The sequence below is a fragment of the Caulobacter sp. ALps2 genome, from assembly GCF_058681635.1.
Map to the genome: position 1 here is coordinate 4,028,694 of NZ_CM178743.1, position 15,383 is coordinate 4,044,076.

General features: G+C 66.7%; 12 protein-coding genes. 5 read left to right on the forward strand and 7 right to left on the reverse strand.

What is annotated here, in order from left to right; translation table 11 throughout:
- Positions 1–22: 22 nt before the first annotated feature.
- Complete coding sequence (locus ACW173_RS19045; protein ID WP_492081655.1) at positions 23–1,204, reverse strand: BaiN/RdsA family NAD(P)/FAD-dependent oxidoreductase; 1,182 nt, start codon at positions 1,202–1,204, stop codon at positions 23–25.
- Between the two features lie 55 nt (positions 1,205–1,259).
- Positions 1,260–3,098 carry a methyl-accepting chemotaxis protein gene (locus ACW173_RS19050; RefSeq protein WP_492081656.1) on the reverse strand — a complete coding sequence of 613 codons (1,839 nt, stop codon included), beginning with the start codon at positions 3,096–3,098 and terminating at the stop codon, positions 1,260–1,262.
- 220 nt (positions 3,099–3,318) lie between these two features.
- Between ACW173_RS19050 and ACW173_RS19055 the strand changes: the two genes are divergently transcribed.
- The 3 genes from ACW173_RS19055 (at position 3,319) to ACW173_RS19065 (ending at position 7,924) form a co-directional block, all read left to right on the forward strand.
- A complete protein-coding gene (locus ACW173_RS19055; protein WP_492081657.1) occupies positions 3,319–4,659 on the forward strand; it encodes an Hsp70 family protein in 1,341 nt (446 codons plus the stop codon).
- A gap of 109 nt (positions 4,660–4,768) precedes the next feature.
- Complete coding sequence (locus ACW173_RS19060; RefSeq protein ID WP_492081658.1) at positions 4,769–7,372, forward strand: hypothetical protein; 2,604 nt, start codon at positions 4,769–4,771, stop codon at positions 7,370–7,372.
- A 69-nt stretch (positions 7,373–7,441) separates the two neighbouring features.
- Complete coding sequence (locus ACW173_RS19065) at positions 7,442–7,924, forward strand: hypothetical protein (RefSeq protein WP_492081659.1); 483 nt, start codon at positions 7,442–7,444, stop codon at positions 7,922–7,924.
- On the opposite strand, the gene ACW173_RS19070 is transcribed toward ACW173_RS19065, so the two are convergent.
- Positions 7,925–8,818, reverse strand: a complete 894-nt coding sequence (locus ACW173_RS19070) for a LysR family transcriptional regulator (RefSeq protein ID WP_492081660.1) — start codon at positions 8,816–8,818, stop codon at positions 7,925–7,927.
- 131 nt (positions 8,819–8,949) lie between these two features.
- Between ACW173_RS19070 and ACW173_RS19075 the strand changes: the two genes are divergently transcribed.
- Together ACW173_RS19075 and wrbA are read left to right on the forward strand one after the other, a co-directional pair.
- Entirely contained in the window at positions 8,950–9,648 is a 699-nt protein-coding gene (locus ACW173_RS19075; protein ID WP_492081661.1) for a pirin family protein, read from the forward strand.
- Positions 9,649–9,780: 132 nt separating this feature from the next.
- Positions 9,781–10,380 carry an NAD(P)H:quinone oxidoreductase gene (gene wrbA, locus ACW173_RS19080; RefSeq protein ID WP_492081662.1) on the forward strand — a complete coding sequence of 200 codons (600 nt, stop codon included), beginning with the start codon at positions 9,781–9,783 and terminating at the stop codon, positions 10,378–10,380.
- Between the two features lie 104 nt (positions 10,381–10,484).
- On the opposite strand, the gene ACW173_RS19085 is transcribed toward wrbA, so the two are convergent.
- The 4 genes from ACW173_RS19085 to ACW173_RS19100 all read right to left on the reverse strand — a co-directional run bounded on the left by ACW173_RS19085 (position 10,485) and on the right by ACW173_RS19100 (position 15,352).
- Positions 10,485–11,399 carry a DUF4861 family protein gene (locus ACW173_RS19085; RefSeq protein WP_492081663.1) on the reverse strand — a complete coding sequence of 305 codons (915 nt, stop codon included), beginning with the start codon at positions 11,397–11,399 and terminating at the stop codon, positions 10,485–10,487.
- Between the two features lie 199 nt (positions 11,400–11,598).
- A complete protein-coding gene (locus ACW173_RS19090; protein ID WP_492081664.1) occupies positions 11,599–12,261 on the reverse strand; it encodes a class I SAM-dependent methyltransferase in 663 nt (220 codons plus the stop codon).
- 72 nt (positions 12,262–12,333) lie between these two features.
- On the reverse strand, positions 12,334–15,021 hold the full coding sequence (gene ppdK / locus ACW173_RS19095) for a pyruvate, phosphate dikinase (RefSeq protein ID WP_492081665.1): 2,688 nt from the start codon (positions 15,019–15,021) through the stop codon (positions 12,334–12,336).
- Positions 15,011–15,352, reverse strand: a complete 342-nt coding sequence (locus ACW173_RS19100; RefSeq protein WP_492081666.1) for a hypothetical protein — start codon at positions 15,350–15,352, stop codon at positions 15,011–15,013. The genes ppdK and ACW173_RS19100 overlap by 11 nt, the downstream gene beginning before the upstream one ends.
- Positions 15,353–15,383 lie beyond the last annotated feature (31 nt).

A 15,383-nucleotide genomic window follows, 5' to 3' on the forward strand; every position in this document is an offset into this window, starting at 1 on the left:
CCCTCACCGGAGGGGCTTTTTCTTAGGCCTCTTGTCCCGCCGACCAGCCCGACGCCCAGGCCCACTGGAAGTTATAGCCGCCCAGCCAGCCGGTGACGTCGACCACCTCGCCGATGAAATAGAGACCCGGCACGGCCTTGGCCTCCAGGGTGCGAGAATCCAGGGCCTCGGTGTCGACCCCGCCCAGCGTCACTTCGGCCGTGCGATAGCCTTCCGAGCCGACCGGCTTGAAAGTCCAGGCGTTGACCGCCGTGGCCAGCGGTCCCAGCACCTTGTCCGAGCAGTCGGCGATGTTGCCCTTGCCCGGCGCTTCCTCATCCGCGATCAGTTGCGCCACGCGCTTGGGAACCAGGGTCGAGAGCACCGTCGCGACCGCCTGGCGCGGCGAGGCCGTACGGGCCGCTTTCAACGTCGCCAAGGCGTCGACGCCCGGCGCCATGTCGACCCGGATCTCGTCGCCCTCGCGCCAATAGGACGAGATCTGCAGGATCGAAGGACCTGACAGGCCCCGGTGGGTGAACAGCATGCCTTCGCGGAACTTGGTCTTGCCGTGGGCGACCACGGCGTCCAGCGCCACGCCTGACAGCGGCGTCAGTCGCGCCAGCATGCCGGCCTCGAAGGTCAGCGGCACGAGCGCGGGCCGGGTCTCGACGATGTTCAGCCCGAACTGCTTGGCGATCTCATAGCCCAAGCCCGTCGCGCCCATCTTTGGGATCGACTTGCCGCCACACGCCACGACCAGCGAGGCGCAGCTTACCTTGCCGGAAGACAATTCGACCTCGAAGCCGGCCTCGGTCTTGGCGACGTCCTGGAAGCTGGTCTCCAGGCGCAGCTTGGCGCCGGCGGCCTTCATCTCGGTCAGCAGCATATCGATGATCTGCTTGGCCGAGCCGTCGCAGAAGAGCTGGCCAAGGGTCTTTTCGTGATAGGCGATGCCATACCGCTCGACCAAGGCGATGAAATCCCGGGGCTTGTACCGGCGCAGGGCCGACAGGGCGAACTTCGGGTTGGCCGACAGGAAATTATGGATCGACGCGCCGGTGTTGGTGAAGTTGCACCGCCCGCCGCCGCTGATGCGGATCTTCTCGCCCGGCGCCTTGGCGTGATCGATCACCAGCACCGAGCGCCCGCGCTTGCCGGCCTCGATGGCGCACATCATGCCGGCCGCGCCCGCGCCGATCACCAGGACGTCGAAGTTTTCCAAGGTCTTCCTACGATTTGCTCGGCCTCGTTCGAGCCGAGCAAGCCGAGGAAGTCAATCAGCCCGCGCGGCGATAGCCCGGACGCGAAGCGGCTTGTGGACGCTGGGCCGCCTGGCTGACCTGGAAGCGGCCGATCATCCGCACCAGAGCGTCGATGTCGTTCTTCAGCGAATGGCTGACGGCCGTGGCCTGTTCGACCATGGCGGCGTTCTGCTGCACGCCCTGGTCCATCTGGTTGACGGCGGTGTTGACCTCGTTGAGGCCACGCGCCTGTTCCTGGGCCGAGCTGGCCAATTCCGACACCAGGGCGTCGATCTCGCCGACCTTCAGCACGATGCCGTCCAGAGCCTCGCCAGTCTGGCCGACCAGGCGCACGCCCTCGTCGACCTGGGCCGTCGAGGCGCTGATCAGGCCCTTGATCTCCTTGGCGGCGTCGGCCGAGCGCTGGGCCAGGGCCCGCACTTCCTGCGCGACGACCGCGAAGCCCTTGCCGCTTTCACCGGCGCGGGCCGCTTCGACGCCGGCGTTCAGGGCCAGCAGGTTGGTCTGGAAGGCGATCTCGTCGATGACGCCGACGATATTGCCGATCTTGGAGGACGACTGCTCGATGCCGGTCATGGCCGCGACGGCGCCGCGTACGACCTCTCCGGAACGCTCTGCGTCGGAACGGGTCGAGGTGACGACGCGGCTGGCCTCGCCGGCGCCTTGCGAGGCCCGGCGGACGGTGGCGGTGATCTCGTCGAGCGCCGCGGCGGTCTCTTCCAGGCTGGCGGCCTGTTGCTCGCTGCGACGGGCGGTGTTGTCGGCGGCGGCGGCGATCTCGTCAGCGCTGGAGCCAACCGTGCCGACCACGGTGACAATGCCGCTCATAGCCTCGTCCAACTGGACGATGGCGCCGTTGAAATCGTTGCGGATAGCTTCGTAGCCGGTCGGGAAAGCCTCGCTGATGCGCACGGTCAAGTCGCCGTTCGACAGACTCGACAGGGCGCTCGCCAGGCGATCCATGACGAAGGCCTGCTCACGGGCGGCGGCCGACGAGACTTCCTCATTGCGGACCCGCGCGCTTTCGCTGGCGGCCGAGATCCGGGCCTGCTCGGCCTCGGACGAGCGCAGGGCCACGGCGTTGTCCTTGAACACCTGGACGGCGCGGGCCATCAGCCCGACCTCGTCCTTGCGGCCGGCCCCGACCACGTCGACATCCAACTGGCCGTCGGCTAGGTCGGTCATGCTGCGTGACAGCGAGCGCACGGGGCGCGAGATCTTGTGCGAGCCGATATAGAGCGCGAAGCCCATGCCGCAGGCCGCGGCGCCCAGGCCGAACAATAGCGTCAACCACGAACCGGCCGCGGCCGACTTGCTGGCGCTGGCGACCATGGCCGCCGTCTCCTTGTTGTAGACGTCGCCCCAGGCCTTGCCTTCCTTGGCCATGGCGTCGATGGCCGGATCGACCCTGGTCAACCCGCTGACAGCGCCGACATCGTCGTTCTTCAGGGCCAGATCGGCGGCGGAACGGGCGTCGGCATAGGCCGCGTCCAGCTTGGCCTTCATGCCGGCCGTGTAGTCGGCGGTCGCCGGATCGGCGGCGGCGATCTTGTCGAGGCTTTCGGCGCCCTCGCCATAGACCTTGTCGAGCTCCTCGGAGGCGGCGGCGGCCTGCTCGGAGAGACCGTCATACGTCGCCGTGCGGTGGGCCGCGTAGCCCATCATGCTGATCCGGCGCAGGAAACGAGCCGACTGGACCTCGGCGGGCGAGCGGCGCTTGACCAGCACCTCGGTCGCCGCGTCGGCGCGTTTCTGCTGCCAGACGCCCAGGCCAGCGCAGGCCACGGTGGCGATGGCCAGCACGATGGCGGGCAGCAGAACCTTGGACGAGACCTTCAGATCGTCGAGCTTCACAGCGTTCCCCCAAATACACCGGACGCCCCAACACGGCGCCCCCTGAGTTTTCGCGCTTCGGCGACACCGGTATCAGTCGAATCGACCGCACCGTTTCAATTGGCCTGACCATCGGGCGCCGACTGTAAATGAGCGCTTAAACGGGTCATCGCGCTTGACCTTCTTCGGGGAGGCGTTACGACGCACGCCCCTCCCCGTTCCGACCATATCGAGCCATCCCATGACGGCCGCCCCCCTTGCGTCGACTTTTGGCGCGCCGACCATTGGCGTCGACTTCGGCACCACCAACACCGTCGTTTCGCTGACACACGGCGACGACAACGCGCGGCTGGTGCGCTTCTCGATCGACAACCGCGACCTGTTCGCCTTCCGCTCGGCGCTCAGCTTCCACAGCGTGCAGGGCGCGGCCGGCGCGGCGAACGAGCGCGTGGTCGAGGCCGGCCCCTGGGCGATCGAGTCCTATCTGGAAGATCCGCTGGAGACGCGGTTCATCCAGTCGTTCAAGACCTTCGCGGCCTCGCAGGCCTTCACCGAGACGCGGATCCTGAACAAGCGCTACCTGTTCGAGGACCTGCTGGCCGCTTTCCTGCTGCGCCTGAAGGAACACGCCGGCGCCCAGCTGGACGCCCTGCCCTCGCGCATCATCGTCGGCCGTCCCGTGACCTTCGCCGGCTCGTCGCCGAACGAGGCCCTGGCCCTGACCCGCTACGAGGAAGCGTTCAAGCGCCTGGGCTTCAGCGACATCCGCTACGCCTATGAGCCGGTCGGCGCGGCCTTCTTCTTCGCCCGCCAACTGAAGCAAGACGCCACCGTGCTGGTCGCGGACTTCGGCGGCGGCACCTCCGACTTCTCGCTGGTCCGTTTCGAGCGCGACGCCGACGGCACGCTGCGCTCGACGCCGCTGTCGCGGTCGGGGGTCGGCATCGCCGGCGACGCCTTCGACTATCGGATCATCGACCAATTGGTCTCGCCCGAGCTGGGCAAGGGGTCGGAGTACCGGTCGTTCTCCAACAGCCTGCCGATCCCGCAGCGCTACTACGCCGCCTTCGCCCGCTGGGACCAGTTGGCCCTGCTGCGAGCGTCCAAGGACATGCGCGACATCCGCGCCCTGGAACGCACGGCGGTCGAGCCCGAGAAGATCGCGGCCCTGATCGAAGTGCTGGACGGCAATCACGGCTACGCTCTCTACAAGTCGGTCTCGGCGCTGAAGGAGGCGCTGTCGGCCCAGACCGAGGCGACGTTCCACTTCGCCGCCGGCTCGGTCGAGATCGAGAAGCAAGTGGCCCGCGCCGACTTCGAAGGTTGGATCAGCCCCGAGCTGATCGCCATCGAAAACGCCGTCGGGGAGGCCCTCGAACGCGCCAACCTGACCGAGGCCGGCGTCGACCGCGTCTTCCTGACCGGCGGCAGCTCGTTCGTGCCCGCCGTGCGCGAGATCTTCCTGCGCCGCTTCGGGGCCAACAAGATCGAGAGCGGCGGCGAGTTCGAGTCCATCGCCTCGGGCCTGGCGCTGATCGGCCGCGAGGCCGACCTCGATCTGTGGACCATGCGCGCGGGGTAACGGGGCGCGAGCCAAAAGACGGCCAGTTCGCCGCATGGTCGTGCTGACGGCTTTCCCCTATGGTTAACGTGAACGATTCGCGTCGCGACCTTGTGGGGCAACGAATCCTGTGCCGATTTCGTACCTCTCAGCCGCCCAGATCGCCGCGCTGTCGGCGACGACCGTCCAAGGTCTTTCGTCCACCAAGGTCGAGCAGCTGACCAGCACCCAGGTCGGGGCGCTGTCGGAGGCTTCGGTCGGCGTCATGGACGCCACGCAGGTCTCGGCGCTGTCGAATACGGCGGTTAAGGGCCTGAAGGCCACTCAGATACCGGCCTTCGCCCAGAGCCTGATGTTCGACGCCGAGCAGCTGGCGGCGTTCAGCGGCAATCAGCTGAACGCCCTGACCTCGACCCAGCTGGCCAAGATGGACGCCGAGCGGCTGCACATCTTGACCGCCACCCAGGTCGGCGCCCTGGACGCCACACACTTCACGGGCCTGGACGCCGACCAGATCTCGAACCTGGACCTGACCCAGCTGTCGCAGCTGACCTTCACCCAGATGGCGGCGTTCAGCGAGACGGACCTGGGCGAGCTGTCGCGCGAGCAGTTCGAAGCCCTGACCTCGACCCAGCTCTCGGGCTTGTCGACCGATCTGGTCCAGTCCTTCGCCGGCACGCGCCTGGCCTCGCTGAACGCCACCCAGATCAGCGGGATGAGCACTACCCAGCTTCAGGCGCTGTCACCCACACAGCTGACCGATCTGGACACCAAGCTCGGCCTGCTATCGCCCACGCGCCTGTCGGCCCTGAGTGGAACCCAGACCGCCGGCCTCTCGGACGCCTTGGTCGAGAGCTTCAGCGCGACCCAGTTGGCCGGCCTTAGCGCCGAAGGCTTTGGCGGCCTTTCGTCGTTCCAGATCGGTCGCTTGAACGCGACCCAGCAGGCGGCGATCACCACGACTCAGATCAGCCAATTGCGCGATAGCGACCTGGCCGAGTTCTCGCCAGACCAGCTGAGCGGCTTCGCCACCACCCAGTTCAACGCCCTGACGACGGATCTGCTGAACAACCTCAGTCAGTTCCAGGTGGAGAGCCTGACCCCGACCCAGCTGGCGACGCTGAACACGACGCGGATCCGAAGCCTGTCGGAGACGACGCTCGGTCAGTTGACCCCGGATCAGGTGCAGCTGTTCAGCGCGACACAGGTCGCGGCCCTGAGCTCCGACCAACTCAATACGCTGCGCCAGGGCCAGATCGAGGTTCTGAACACGACCCAGATGGCGGCGTTGAGCACGACGCAGATCGGCGGCCTGTCCGAAACCAAGATCGCCGAACTGACGACGTCGCAGATCGGGCTGCTCAAGACCACGCAGATGGCGGCCCTGACTCCGACGCAGCTCAACGCCTTCCGCGACGTGCAGATCCAGAACCTGGCTTCGACGCAGCTGACCAGCCTCAGCGCCAGCCAGATCGGCGGCCTGTCGCAGACGGGTTTGTCGGCGCTCTCGCCCACGCAGATGAAGGTGCTCAGCGCCACGCAGCTGGCCGCCTTGAGCTCCGCCAACTTCAACAGCCTGGGCTGGGAACAGGTCCAGGCGTTGAGCGCCACCCAGCTGGCGGCGCTGACCGCGACCCAGGTGGGCGGCCTGACCGACGCCGACGTGGGCGAGTTCACGGCCGAGCAGGTGCAACTGCTGAAGCCCAGCCAAATCGCCGGACTGTCGACGACGGCCTTCAACGCCATCAGCTGGGACCGCGTCCAGAGCTTCAGCGCGACCCAGCTGGCCAGCGTGACCACGACCCAGATCGACTCGCTGTCGCCCGGTGACTTCGCCCGCTTCACGCGCACCCAGGTGGCGGCGCTCAGCGCTACGCAGTTCGCCGCTCTGAGCACGACCAATTTCAACAGCCTCGACAACGACCAGATCCAAGCCCTGACCGCCAGCCAGCAGGCCGCGATCACGGCGACGCAGATCGGCGGCCTGTCGGACTACGACTTCGCCAAGTTCACCACGGGCCAAGTCGCCGGCTTCTCCGCCACCCAGATGAGCGCGTTGACCACGACCAACTTCAACAGCCTGAGCCAGGACCAGATCACGGCCCTGACCTCGACCCAGCTGGCCGGGCTGAGCACGACCCAGATGGGCGGCCTGACCGACGCCGACTACGGCGAGTTCTCGACCTCGCAGTTCTACGCCCTGTCGGGAACCCAGATCGGCGGCCTGTCGAAAACCTATATCAGCGCTCTGGACGCGACCGCCTTCCAGGCCCTGAACAGCAGCCAGGTGGCAGGCCTCAGCGCCACGCAGCTCAGCGCTCTGTCGACCACGGACATCGGTGAGTTTACCACGACCCAGGTCGCGTCCCTGACGGCGTCGCAGGTGATGGCGATCTCGGTGACCAATCTCGGCGCCATGGCGTTCGAGCAGATCGGCGCGCTGTCGCCCTCGGCGATGAAGGGGCTCTCGGCCTTCCAGCTGCGCAGCCTGTCCTCGACCGCCTTCGCCCAGTTCAACGCCACCCAGGTCCAGGGCATGACCGCCACCCAGCTGGGCTCGCTGTCGACCTCGGTAATCGCGGGCCTGACCACGACCCAGATCGGCTTCATCCTGCCGGCCCAGATCCCCGGCCTGACCATCAATCAGCTGGACTATCTGTCGACCGCGAACCTGAACGCCATGACGCCGATGCAGGTCGGCGCCTTCACGCCGGCCCAGGTCGAAAGCCTGTAAAGCGCGAAACCTTCTAGACGGCCAAGGCTTGGCGGGCGTCTGATGGCGAACCCGCAAGAAAGGCGCTCCATGACCCGTTCCGCCCTTCCCTTCCTGATCGCCGCCAGCCTCTTGGCGACGCCGGCCCTGGCCCAGAACGCGCCATTAGGCGCGGCCGGCCGCTGGACCATCGACCTCAAGGCCTCGACCTTCAACGAGGCCCTGACCGGACCCGCGCCGCTGGCCGCCGAGGTCGACGTCACCAAGGACGACGGCAAGAGCTTGGCCTGGACGCTGATCGAGGAGGACGAGGACGGCCTGGCCGCCATCCAGTTCGCCGACGCCCCGCTGGACGGCACGCCGACCAAGGCCGTGGTCAACACCCAGATCGTGATGATCAGTGTCCATCGCGACGGCCCGCACGGGGTCACCGCCGTGACCAGCAACAAAACCGGTCGCAAGCAGTCGATGAAGGTCTGGCTGGCCGATCCCGACACCTTGAAGGTCGAACAGGACGTTGACGGCGTCTCCGGTCCCCCGGACCAGAGCCTGACGTTCAAGCGGGTGAAGTAGCTATCGCCCCAGCGCCTTCGCTAAGTAGGTCGCCAGGGCCTCGACCCGCGCTGGACGGGGACCGCCGGGCGGCATGACCAGGTGCAGGGCGATCGGCGCCGCGGTCCAGTCGACCAGGATCTCCTCCAGCCGGCCGTCGGCCACGGCCGGGCCGACGATGAAGTCGGGCAGCACCGCCACACCGACGCCGGCGAGCAGCGACGGGACCAGGGCGTCACCGTTGTTGGCGCGGATCACCGACTTTGGCCGCACCGAGGCCTCTTCGGCGCCCTTCTGGAAGCGCCAGGTCTCGGGCGCGGACTGGTGACCGTAGGTCAGGCCGCGATGCTCGGCCAGACTGGCCGGATGCGCCGGGCGGCCATGTTTGTCCCAATAGCCTGGGGCGGCGACCACGTGGCGCTTCACGGCCCTTAGGCGGCGGGCGACAAGGGAGCTGTCCGGCAGGGTCGCCACACGCAGGGCCAGGTCGAAACCCATGCCGACCAGATCGATGGTGGCGTCCGACAGGTGAAGGTCGACCGAGACGTCCGGGTAGGTCTCGAAAAAACCGGGCAGCACCGGCGCCAGGCTTGTGATGCCCAGCGACATCGGCGCGGCCACCCGCACCAGGCCGCGTGGCGCCGAGGACTGGCTGGACGCCTCTTCCTCGGCCGCCTGAGCCTCGGCCAGCACGCGGGTGGCGCGCTCGACCAGGGACTGGCCGGCGTCGGTCAGGGCCAGGCGCCGCGAGGTGCGATTGAACAGCCGCGCGCCCAGCCGCTCCTCCAGCCGGGTGACGGCCTTGGAGACCGTGGCCTTGGACATGGCCAGGTCATCGGCGGCGGCCGCGAACGAGCGGAGCTCCACCACCTTGGCGAACACGGCGAGGCCTTCGAGATCGGGAAGCTTGGACATGATAATAGCTTAGTTTTGGAAACGATGAGTTTCAACAGTTTCCATTTCGGATCTCATAGGATCCCCTATCTTCTCCTCAACAGGACGCGCCGACGCGGCGCACTCCAGAGGGTACAGAAAGGTTTAAAGCCATGATCGTCCACAAGCCGTTCGATAATCTTGGCGGCGCCGACCACGGTTGGCTGAATGCCAAGCACCACTTCTCGTTCGCCAGCTACTACGATCCCAGCAACATGAACTGGGGCGCCCTGCGGGTCTGGAACGACGACGAGATCGCTCCGAACACGGGCTTCCCGCCGCACCCGCACAGCGACATGGAAATCATCACCTATGTCCGCGACGGCGCGATCACCCACCAGGACAACCTGGGCAACAAGGGTCGTACCGAGGCCGGCGACGTCCAGGTGATGAGCGCGGGCACGGGCATCCGTCACTCGGAATATAATCTCGAGCCGGAAACGACCCGGATCTTCCAGATCTGGATCGAGCCCAAGACCTTCGGCGCGGCTCCCTCCTGGGGCGCCAAGCCGTTCCCCAAGGGCGACCGCTCGGGCAAGTTCGTGACCCTGGCCTCGGGCTTCGCCGATGACGCCGACGCCCTGCCGATCCGCACCGACGCCCGCGTTCTGGGCGCGACGCTGAAGGCTGGCGAGACCACCACCTACGCCCTGGGCAAGGACCGCAGCGGTTACCTGGTCCCGGCCGTCGGGGTCGTCGAAGTCAACGGCGTCAAGCTGAACGCCCGTGACGGCGCCGGCATCAAGAACGAGGACGTGATCACCATCACGGCCCTGGAAGACGCCGAACTGGTGCTGGTCGACGCGGCTTAGAGTCTGCCCCGGTCGGCTTTTAGCCGCCCGGGACAAGCAGGCTCGTCACCGGTTCCTTCAAGAAACGGCGCGAGGAAACTGAAATCCTCGCGTCCGACTTTCCTCACCGACATTCCTCTTAAGGAGGCCGCCATGGCCAAGGTTCTCGTCCTATATTACTCGTCCTACGGCCACATCGAGACCATGGCCAAGGCCGTGGCCGAAGGCGCCCGCGAAGCCGGCGCTGAAGTCGACATCAAGCGCGTGCCGGAAACCGCGCCGCTGGACGTCGCCAAGAACGCGCACTTCAAACTCGACCAGGAAGCGCCGATCGCCAGCGTCGCGGACCTGGCCAACTACGACGCCATCGTCGTCGGCACCGGCACCCGTTTTGGCCGCATGACCTCGCAGATGGCCGCGTTCCTCGACCAGGCCGGCGGCCTGTGGGCCCGCGGCGCTTTGCACGGCAAGGTCGGCGGAGCCTTCACCTCGACCGCCACCCAGCACGGGGGCCAGGAGACCACGCTGTTCTCGATCATCACCAACCTGCTGCACTTCGGCATGGTGATCGTCGGTCTGGACTACGGCCACGCTGGCCAGATGACCTTGGATGAAGTCACCGGCGGCAGCCCCTACGGCGCCACCACCATCGCCGGCGGCGACGGTTCGCGTCAGCCCAGCGAGAACGAACTGGTCGGCGCCCGCTATCAAGGCCGCAAGATCGCCGAGACAGCCCTGAAACTGCACGGCTGATCCCCAACAGCCGAGACCGCCGTCCGCGCCCTCCCCCAAGGCGGACGGCCACGAACCGCTCCGAGGCTTTTCCCTCCCAGGCCTCGGGGCGGTTTTCGTTTGTGCTAGTGCTTGGGATCGAAGTCCGGCTTCTGGGCGGTGACGTAGGCGTCCCACGCGGCGGCGGTATGGAAGTCCAGGCCCTTATCCCAGGCCGCGCCCATGTAGTAGACGAACGGCTTGCCAGCCTCGACCTTGATCAGAACGAGGTAGTTTTCGAAGTCCTGGCGCACCTCGACGACCGAAGCGGGATCGACCATCAGGGCGATGGCCATCGAGCCCTTCTCCGGATCGGCCGGTTCCCAGAACGTCACTCGGCCCGGGGCCAGATCCTTCTTGAACACGCCCGCGCCGCTGGCGCGTTTGCGCTTGGAGATGCCGATGCCGACCACCAGCGGGCCCGGCTTGTCCGAGCTGATGGTCGAGACCATCCGCGTGAAGTTGCTGCCCAGCGGCAGGGTGAAGGTCCGCGTCTCCCAGACTTTGCGATCCACGTCCACGGGCCAAGGCGCGTAGTCGACGCTGAACGAAGCCACGTCCGGCCCGTTCTTGGTCACCTTCCAGTCGGACCAGTTGCGCGAGGTCCAAAGCTTGTTGTCGGCCCATACGCCCAGCCCGCCCGCGCCTCGGCCCGTGCCGACGTCGTAGAAATCGAGGCCTTCGCCATGGTTGGCGTGTTGGTCGCCGGTGCGCAGCTGGCGGTCCATATAGGGCCAGCGCTCGCTCTTGCCCCAGGCGTCGATGCCCGAGGTCGATGGCGGCTCGGCCTTCTCCAGGTCGCGGCTGTAGATCCGGTGGGCCGTGCGGTCGTTCTCCCACAGGATGTCGTTGAAGCGGTACGGGGCCAGGGTGACGGCCGCGCGGGGTTTCTGACCCTCGGCGTCGGGCTTGGGCAGCGACGTGGCGGGGCCGTGTTCTTGTGCTTGAGCCGCGCCCATCGACAGGGCCAGGACGGAAGCGAGGACCAGGGTCTTCATCATCGGGGACGCTCTGCTCATTGGAATTGTGGGAACTTGGCCAGGCCGATGGCGACAGCAAGCGTCAACGGCTTGGACGTCACACCCGCGGCCAAGGCCAGGATCGCCAGCATCGTGCTTACTCCCTGAAAGTCTCTGCTCCCGATATAACGCGCGCCCGAAATTGGTCTAGCCAAAATGTCGAATTGGATAATCCAGAGCGTCAGCCGGCCTTGAGGCGCACCACGGCGACCAGCCACCCGCCGCCCCAGGGGGTGTTGATCACCGCCTCGTCCAGCACCTCGCCCATGACCTTTAGGCGATGCCACAGGCGCAGCGGCTTGAGCGCTAGCCACATGGTCAGGCCAACCGCACCGCCGGGCTTCAGGTTGGACGCGTAGTGGGCCACCAGACCCTCAACCTCGCCCAGATGCTCGATGCATTCCGAGAAGATCACGATGTCGAAGGTCTCGTCGGTCTGGAAGGTGCGGCCGTCGCCCAGCAGCATCTTGACCTCGCCGATGGCGATCTCGGGCGTGAGGCGCATCTCTCCGCGCTCGACGGCGGGTTTGGAGAAGTCGACGCCGACATAGCGCGCCGGCCGGTGGGCGCGCAGAGCCTCGTAAAACACGCCCTCGCCCGCCCCGATCTCCAGCACGCGCGGATTGGGCCAGCGGTCTGCGATCATGGCGGCCAGCAGGCGGTGATGATGGCGCTGCTCTGAACGGGCCAGACGGTCGTAGACGCCGTCCAGGTACTCGGCGTCCCACTTCTCGACGGGCGCGGCGACGATCGGCTTGCCGCGCTTGCGCATGAACAGCTCGCCCAGCCACGGGCGGTCCAGGGACATCAGCTCCGTGAACCGGCGCCAGCGCAGATAGGCCATGAAGGTCCCCCGAAGTACGAGACCTCGGATAGGGAAAGGGCCCCGGACTGTCCAGTCCGAGGCCCTCGAAGGTTAGCCCTTGGCGGCCAGCGCCGCCTGGGCCGCCGCCAGACGCGCGATCGGCACGCGGTAGGGTGAGCACGACACGTAGTCGAGGCCGACCTTCTCGCAGAAGGCGATCGAGGCCGGGTCGCCGCCGTGTTCGCCGCAGATGCCCAGCTTGACGTCCGGACGCGCCGCGCGACCGCGCTCGGCGGCCAAGCGGATCAGGTCACCGACGCCTTCCTGGTCGAGGCTGACGAAGGGGTCCTTTTCGAAGATGCCCTTGTCGATATAGGCGCCCAGGAACTTGCCGGCGTCGTCGCGGCTGATACCGAACGTCGTCTGGGTCAGGTCGTTGGTGCCGAAGCTGAAGAACTCGGCGTTGGCGGCCAGGTCGGCTGCGCGCAGAGCCGCGCGGGGCAGTTCGATCATGGTGCCGACGGTGTACTTCAGGTCGATGCCCTGCTCTTCCAGCACCGCCTTGGCGACGCGGTCGGTCAGGTCGCGCAGGTACTTCATCTCCTCGCCCTTGGCGACCAGAGGGTGCATGATCTCGGGAACGGGCGCGGCCTTGCCCGACTTGGCGATTTCGCAGGCCGCTTCCAGGATGGCGCGCACCTGCATCTCATAGATCTCGGGATACGAGACGCCCAGGCGGCAGCCGCGATGGCCCAGCATCGGGTTGGTCTCGTGCAGCTCCTTGGCGCGGCGCAGCAGCTTGGCGGCGTCGAGACCGGTGGCGGTCGCCACGGCTTGGACGTCTTCCTCGGTGTGCGGCAGGAACTCGTGCAGCGGCGGATCCAGCAGGCGGATCGTGACCGGCAGGCCTTCCATGATCGTGAACAGCTCGACGAAGTCGGCCTTCTGGAACGGCGCGATCTTGGCCAGCGCCGTGCGGCGCCCCTTCTCGTCGTCGGCCAGGATCATTTCGCGCACGGCGGCGATCCGGGTGTCGTCGAAGAACATGTGCTCGGTGCGGCACAGGCCGATGCCTTCCGCGCCGAATTGGCGGGCGGTCTTGGCGTCCAGAGGTGTCTCGGCGTTGGCTCGCACCTTCAGGCGGCGGACCTCGTCGGCCCAGCCCATCAAGGTGGCGAAATCGCCGGTCAGCTCAGGCTCGATCATCTTGGGGGAGCCCGCCAGGATCTCGCCGGTCGAGCCGTCGATGGTGATGGTCTCGCCCAGCTTGAACTCGCGACCACGCACGCGGAACAGGCCCTCCTTGGGGAAGATCGACACGTCGCCCGCCCCCGAGACGCAAGCCCGGCCCATGCCGCGCGCCACGACGGCGGCGTGGCTGGTCATGCCGCCTCGGGCCGTGATGATGCCGCGGGCGGCGTGCATGCCGTGGATATCTTCCGGCGAGGTCTCCTCGCGGACCAGGATCACGGCCTCGCCGTTGGCGGCGGCCTTTTCGGCGGCGTCACTGTCGAAAACGATCTTGCCGGTCGCCGCGCCGGGCGAAGCCGGCAGGCCGACGGCGATCACGTCGCGGTGCGCCGTAGGGTCGATGGTCGGGTGCAGCAGTTGGTCCAGCGAGGCCGGTTCGACGCGACCGATGGCCTCTTCCTTGCTGATCACGCCCTCGGCGGCCATGTCGACCGCCGTCTTCAGCGCGGCCTTGGCGGTGCGCTTGCCGTTGCGGGTCTGCAGCATGTAAAGCACGCCGCGCTCGACGGTGAACTCGATGTCCTGCATGTCGCGGTAGTGACGCTCCAGCGTCTCCACCACCGACTTGAACTGGGCGAACACCTCCGGCATCGCCTCTTCCATCGAGGGAGCGACATCGCCCATTTCTTCGCGGGCGGCCTTGGTCAGCGACTGCGGCGTGCGGATGCCCGCCACCACGTCCTCGCCTTGGGCGTTGATCAGGAACTCGCCGTACAGGCGGTTGTCGCCATTCGACGGGTTGCGGGTGAAGGCCACGCCCGTCGCCGAGGTGTCGCCCATGTTGCCGAACACCATCGACTGGATGTTCACGGCCGTGCCCCAGCTCTCGGGGATGTCGTGCATGCGGCGATAGAACTTGGCGCGGTCGTTCATCCAGCTGGCGAACACGGCGCCGACGGCGCCCCACAGCTGTTCCTGGGCGTCCTGCGGGAACGGCTTGCCCAACTGGTCGCGGACAGCGGCCTTGTAGTCCTTGATCACGTCGGCCCAATCGTCCGCCGTCAGGCCGGTGTCGACGTGGACGTCCAGGCGGTCCTTGTGGTCGTCCAGGATCTCCTCGAACATGTGGTGCTCGAGGTTGAGCACGACGTTCGAGTACATCTGGATGAAGCGGCGGTAGCTGTCATAGGCGAAGCGGCGGTCGCCCGACAACTTGGCCAGACCTTCGACGGTCTCGTCGTTCAGGCCCAGGTTCAGCACCGTATCCATCATGCCCGGCATCGAGGCCCTGGCGCCCGACCGCACCGAGACCAGCAGCGGGTTGGCGACGTCGCCGAAGTTCTTGCCGGTGATCTCTTCGATCTTGGCGAGGCCCGCCTTGACCTGATCGGTCAGCTCGGCCGGGTATTGCTTGCCATTGGAATAGTAGTGGACGCAGGCCTCGGTCGTGATCGTGAACCCCGGCGGCACCGGCAGGCCCAGGGACGACATCTCCGCGAGATTGGCCCCCTTGCCCCCGAGCAGGTTCTTCATCGAAGCGTCGCCGTCCGCGCCGCCTCCACCGAAAGCATACACCCAACGGGCCTTGGTCAACGTCTCAACCGGCATTTGTTCTCACCCTGCGATAGTGAAGAAGGCCGCGCCTCTCTTTGGAGGTCGTCTCACCCTGGAACAGCACTGCTTCGTCGTGATCCCGCAGTGCAATATCCGGGCGTTTCAGTAGCACCTCGGCCAAGAACGCGTCCACTGGCGCTTCGCGTTCCATGGCTCGACAAGAGAATTCGGCAAATAATTCCAATGACAACGTTGTCCGTCCGCCAGCCTTGACCAGATTTAGAACATCCGCGCCGCAAACCCGCGACTTGGGCCGGAACCGGACGATCGAGGTGGGTTGTCTTCGCACCGCGAAACGCTTCCATATGTGCATGGATCCGCGCATCGCACGACTCGGTCATGTTTTGGGCCAAGCT

What these genes read in the sequence shown, in the direction of transcription:
- ACW173_RS19055 (WP_492081657.1), top strand. Translation starts at nt 3,319, where the DNA reads ATGACGGCCGCCCCCCTTGCGTCGACTTTTGGCGCGCCGACCATTGGC.
- ACW173_RS19075 (WP_492081661.1), top strand. Translation starts at nt 8,950, where the DNA reads ATGATCGTCCACAAGCCGTTCGATAATCTTGGCGGCGCCGACCACGGT.
- ACW173_RS19100 (WP_492081666.1), bottom strand. Translation starts at nt 15,352, where the DNA reads ATGCGCGGATCCATGCACATATGGAAGCGTTTCGCGGTGCGAAGACAA.
- ACW173_RS19065 (WP_492081659.1), top strand. Translation starts at nt 7,442, where the DNA reads ATGACCCGTTCCGCCCTTCCCTTCCTGATCGCCGCCAGCCTCTTGGCG.
- ACW173_RS19090 (WP_492081664.1), bottom strand. Translation starts at nt 12,261, where the DNA reads ATGGCCTATCTGCGCTGGCGCCGGTTCACGGAGCTGATGTCCCTGGAC.
- ppdK (WP_492081665.1), bottom strand. Translation starts at nt 15,021, where the DNA reads ATGCCGGTTGAGACGTTGACCAAGGCCCGTTGGGTGTATGCTTTCGGT.
- wrbA (WP_492081662.1), top strand. Translation starts at nt 9,781, where the DNA reads ATGGCCAAGGTTCTCGTCCTATATTACTCGTCCTACGGCCACATCGAG.
- ACW173_RS19085 (WP_492081663.1), bottom strand. Translation starts at nt 11,399, where the DNA reads ATGATGAAGACCCTGGTCCTCGCTTCCGTCCTGGCCCTGTCGATGGGC.
- ACW173_RS19070 (WP_492081660.1), bottom strand. Translation starts at nt 8,818, where the DNA reads ATGTCCAAGCTTCCCGATCTCGAAGGCCTCGCCGTGTTCGCCAAGGTG.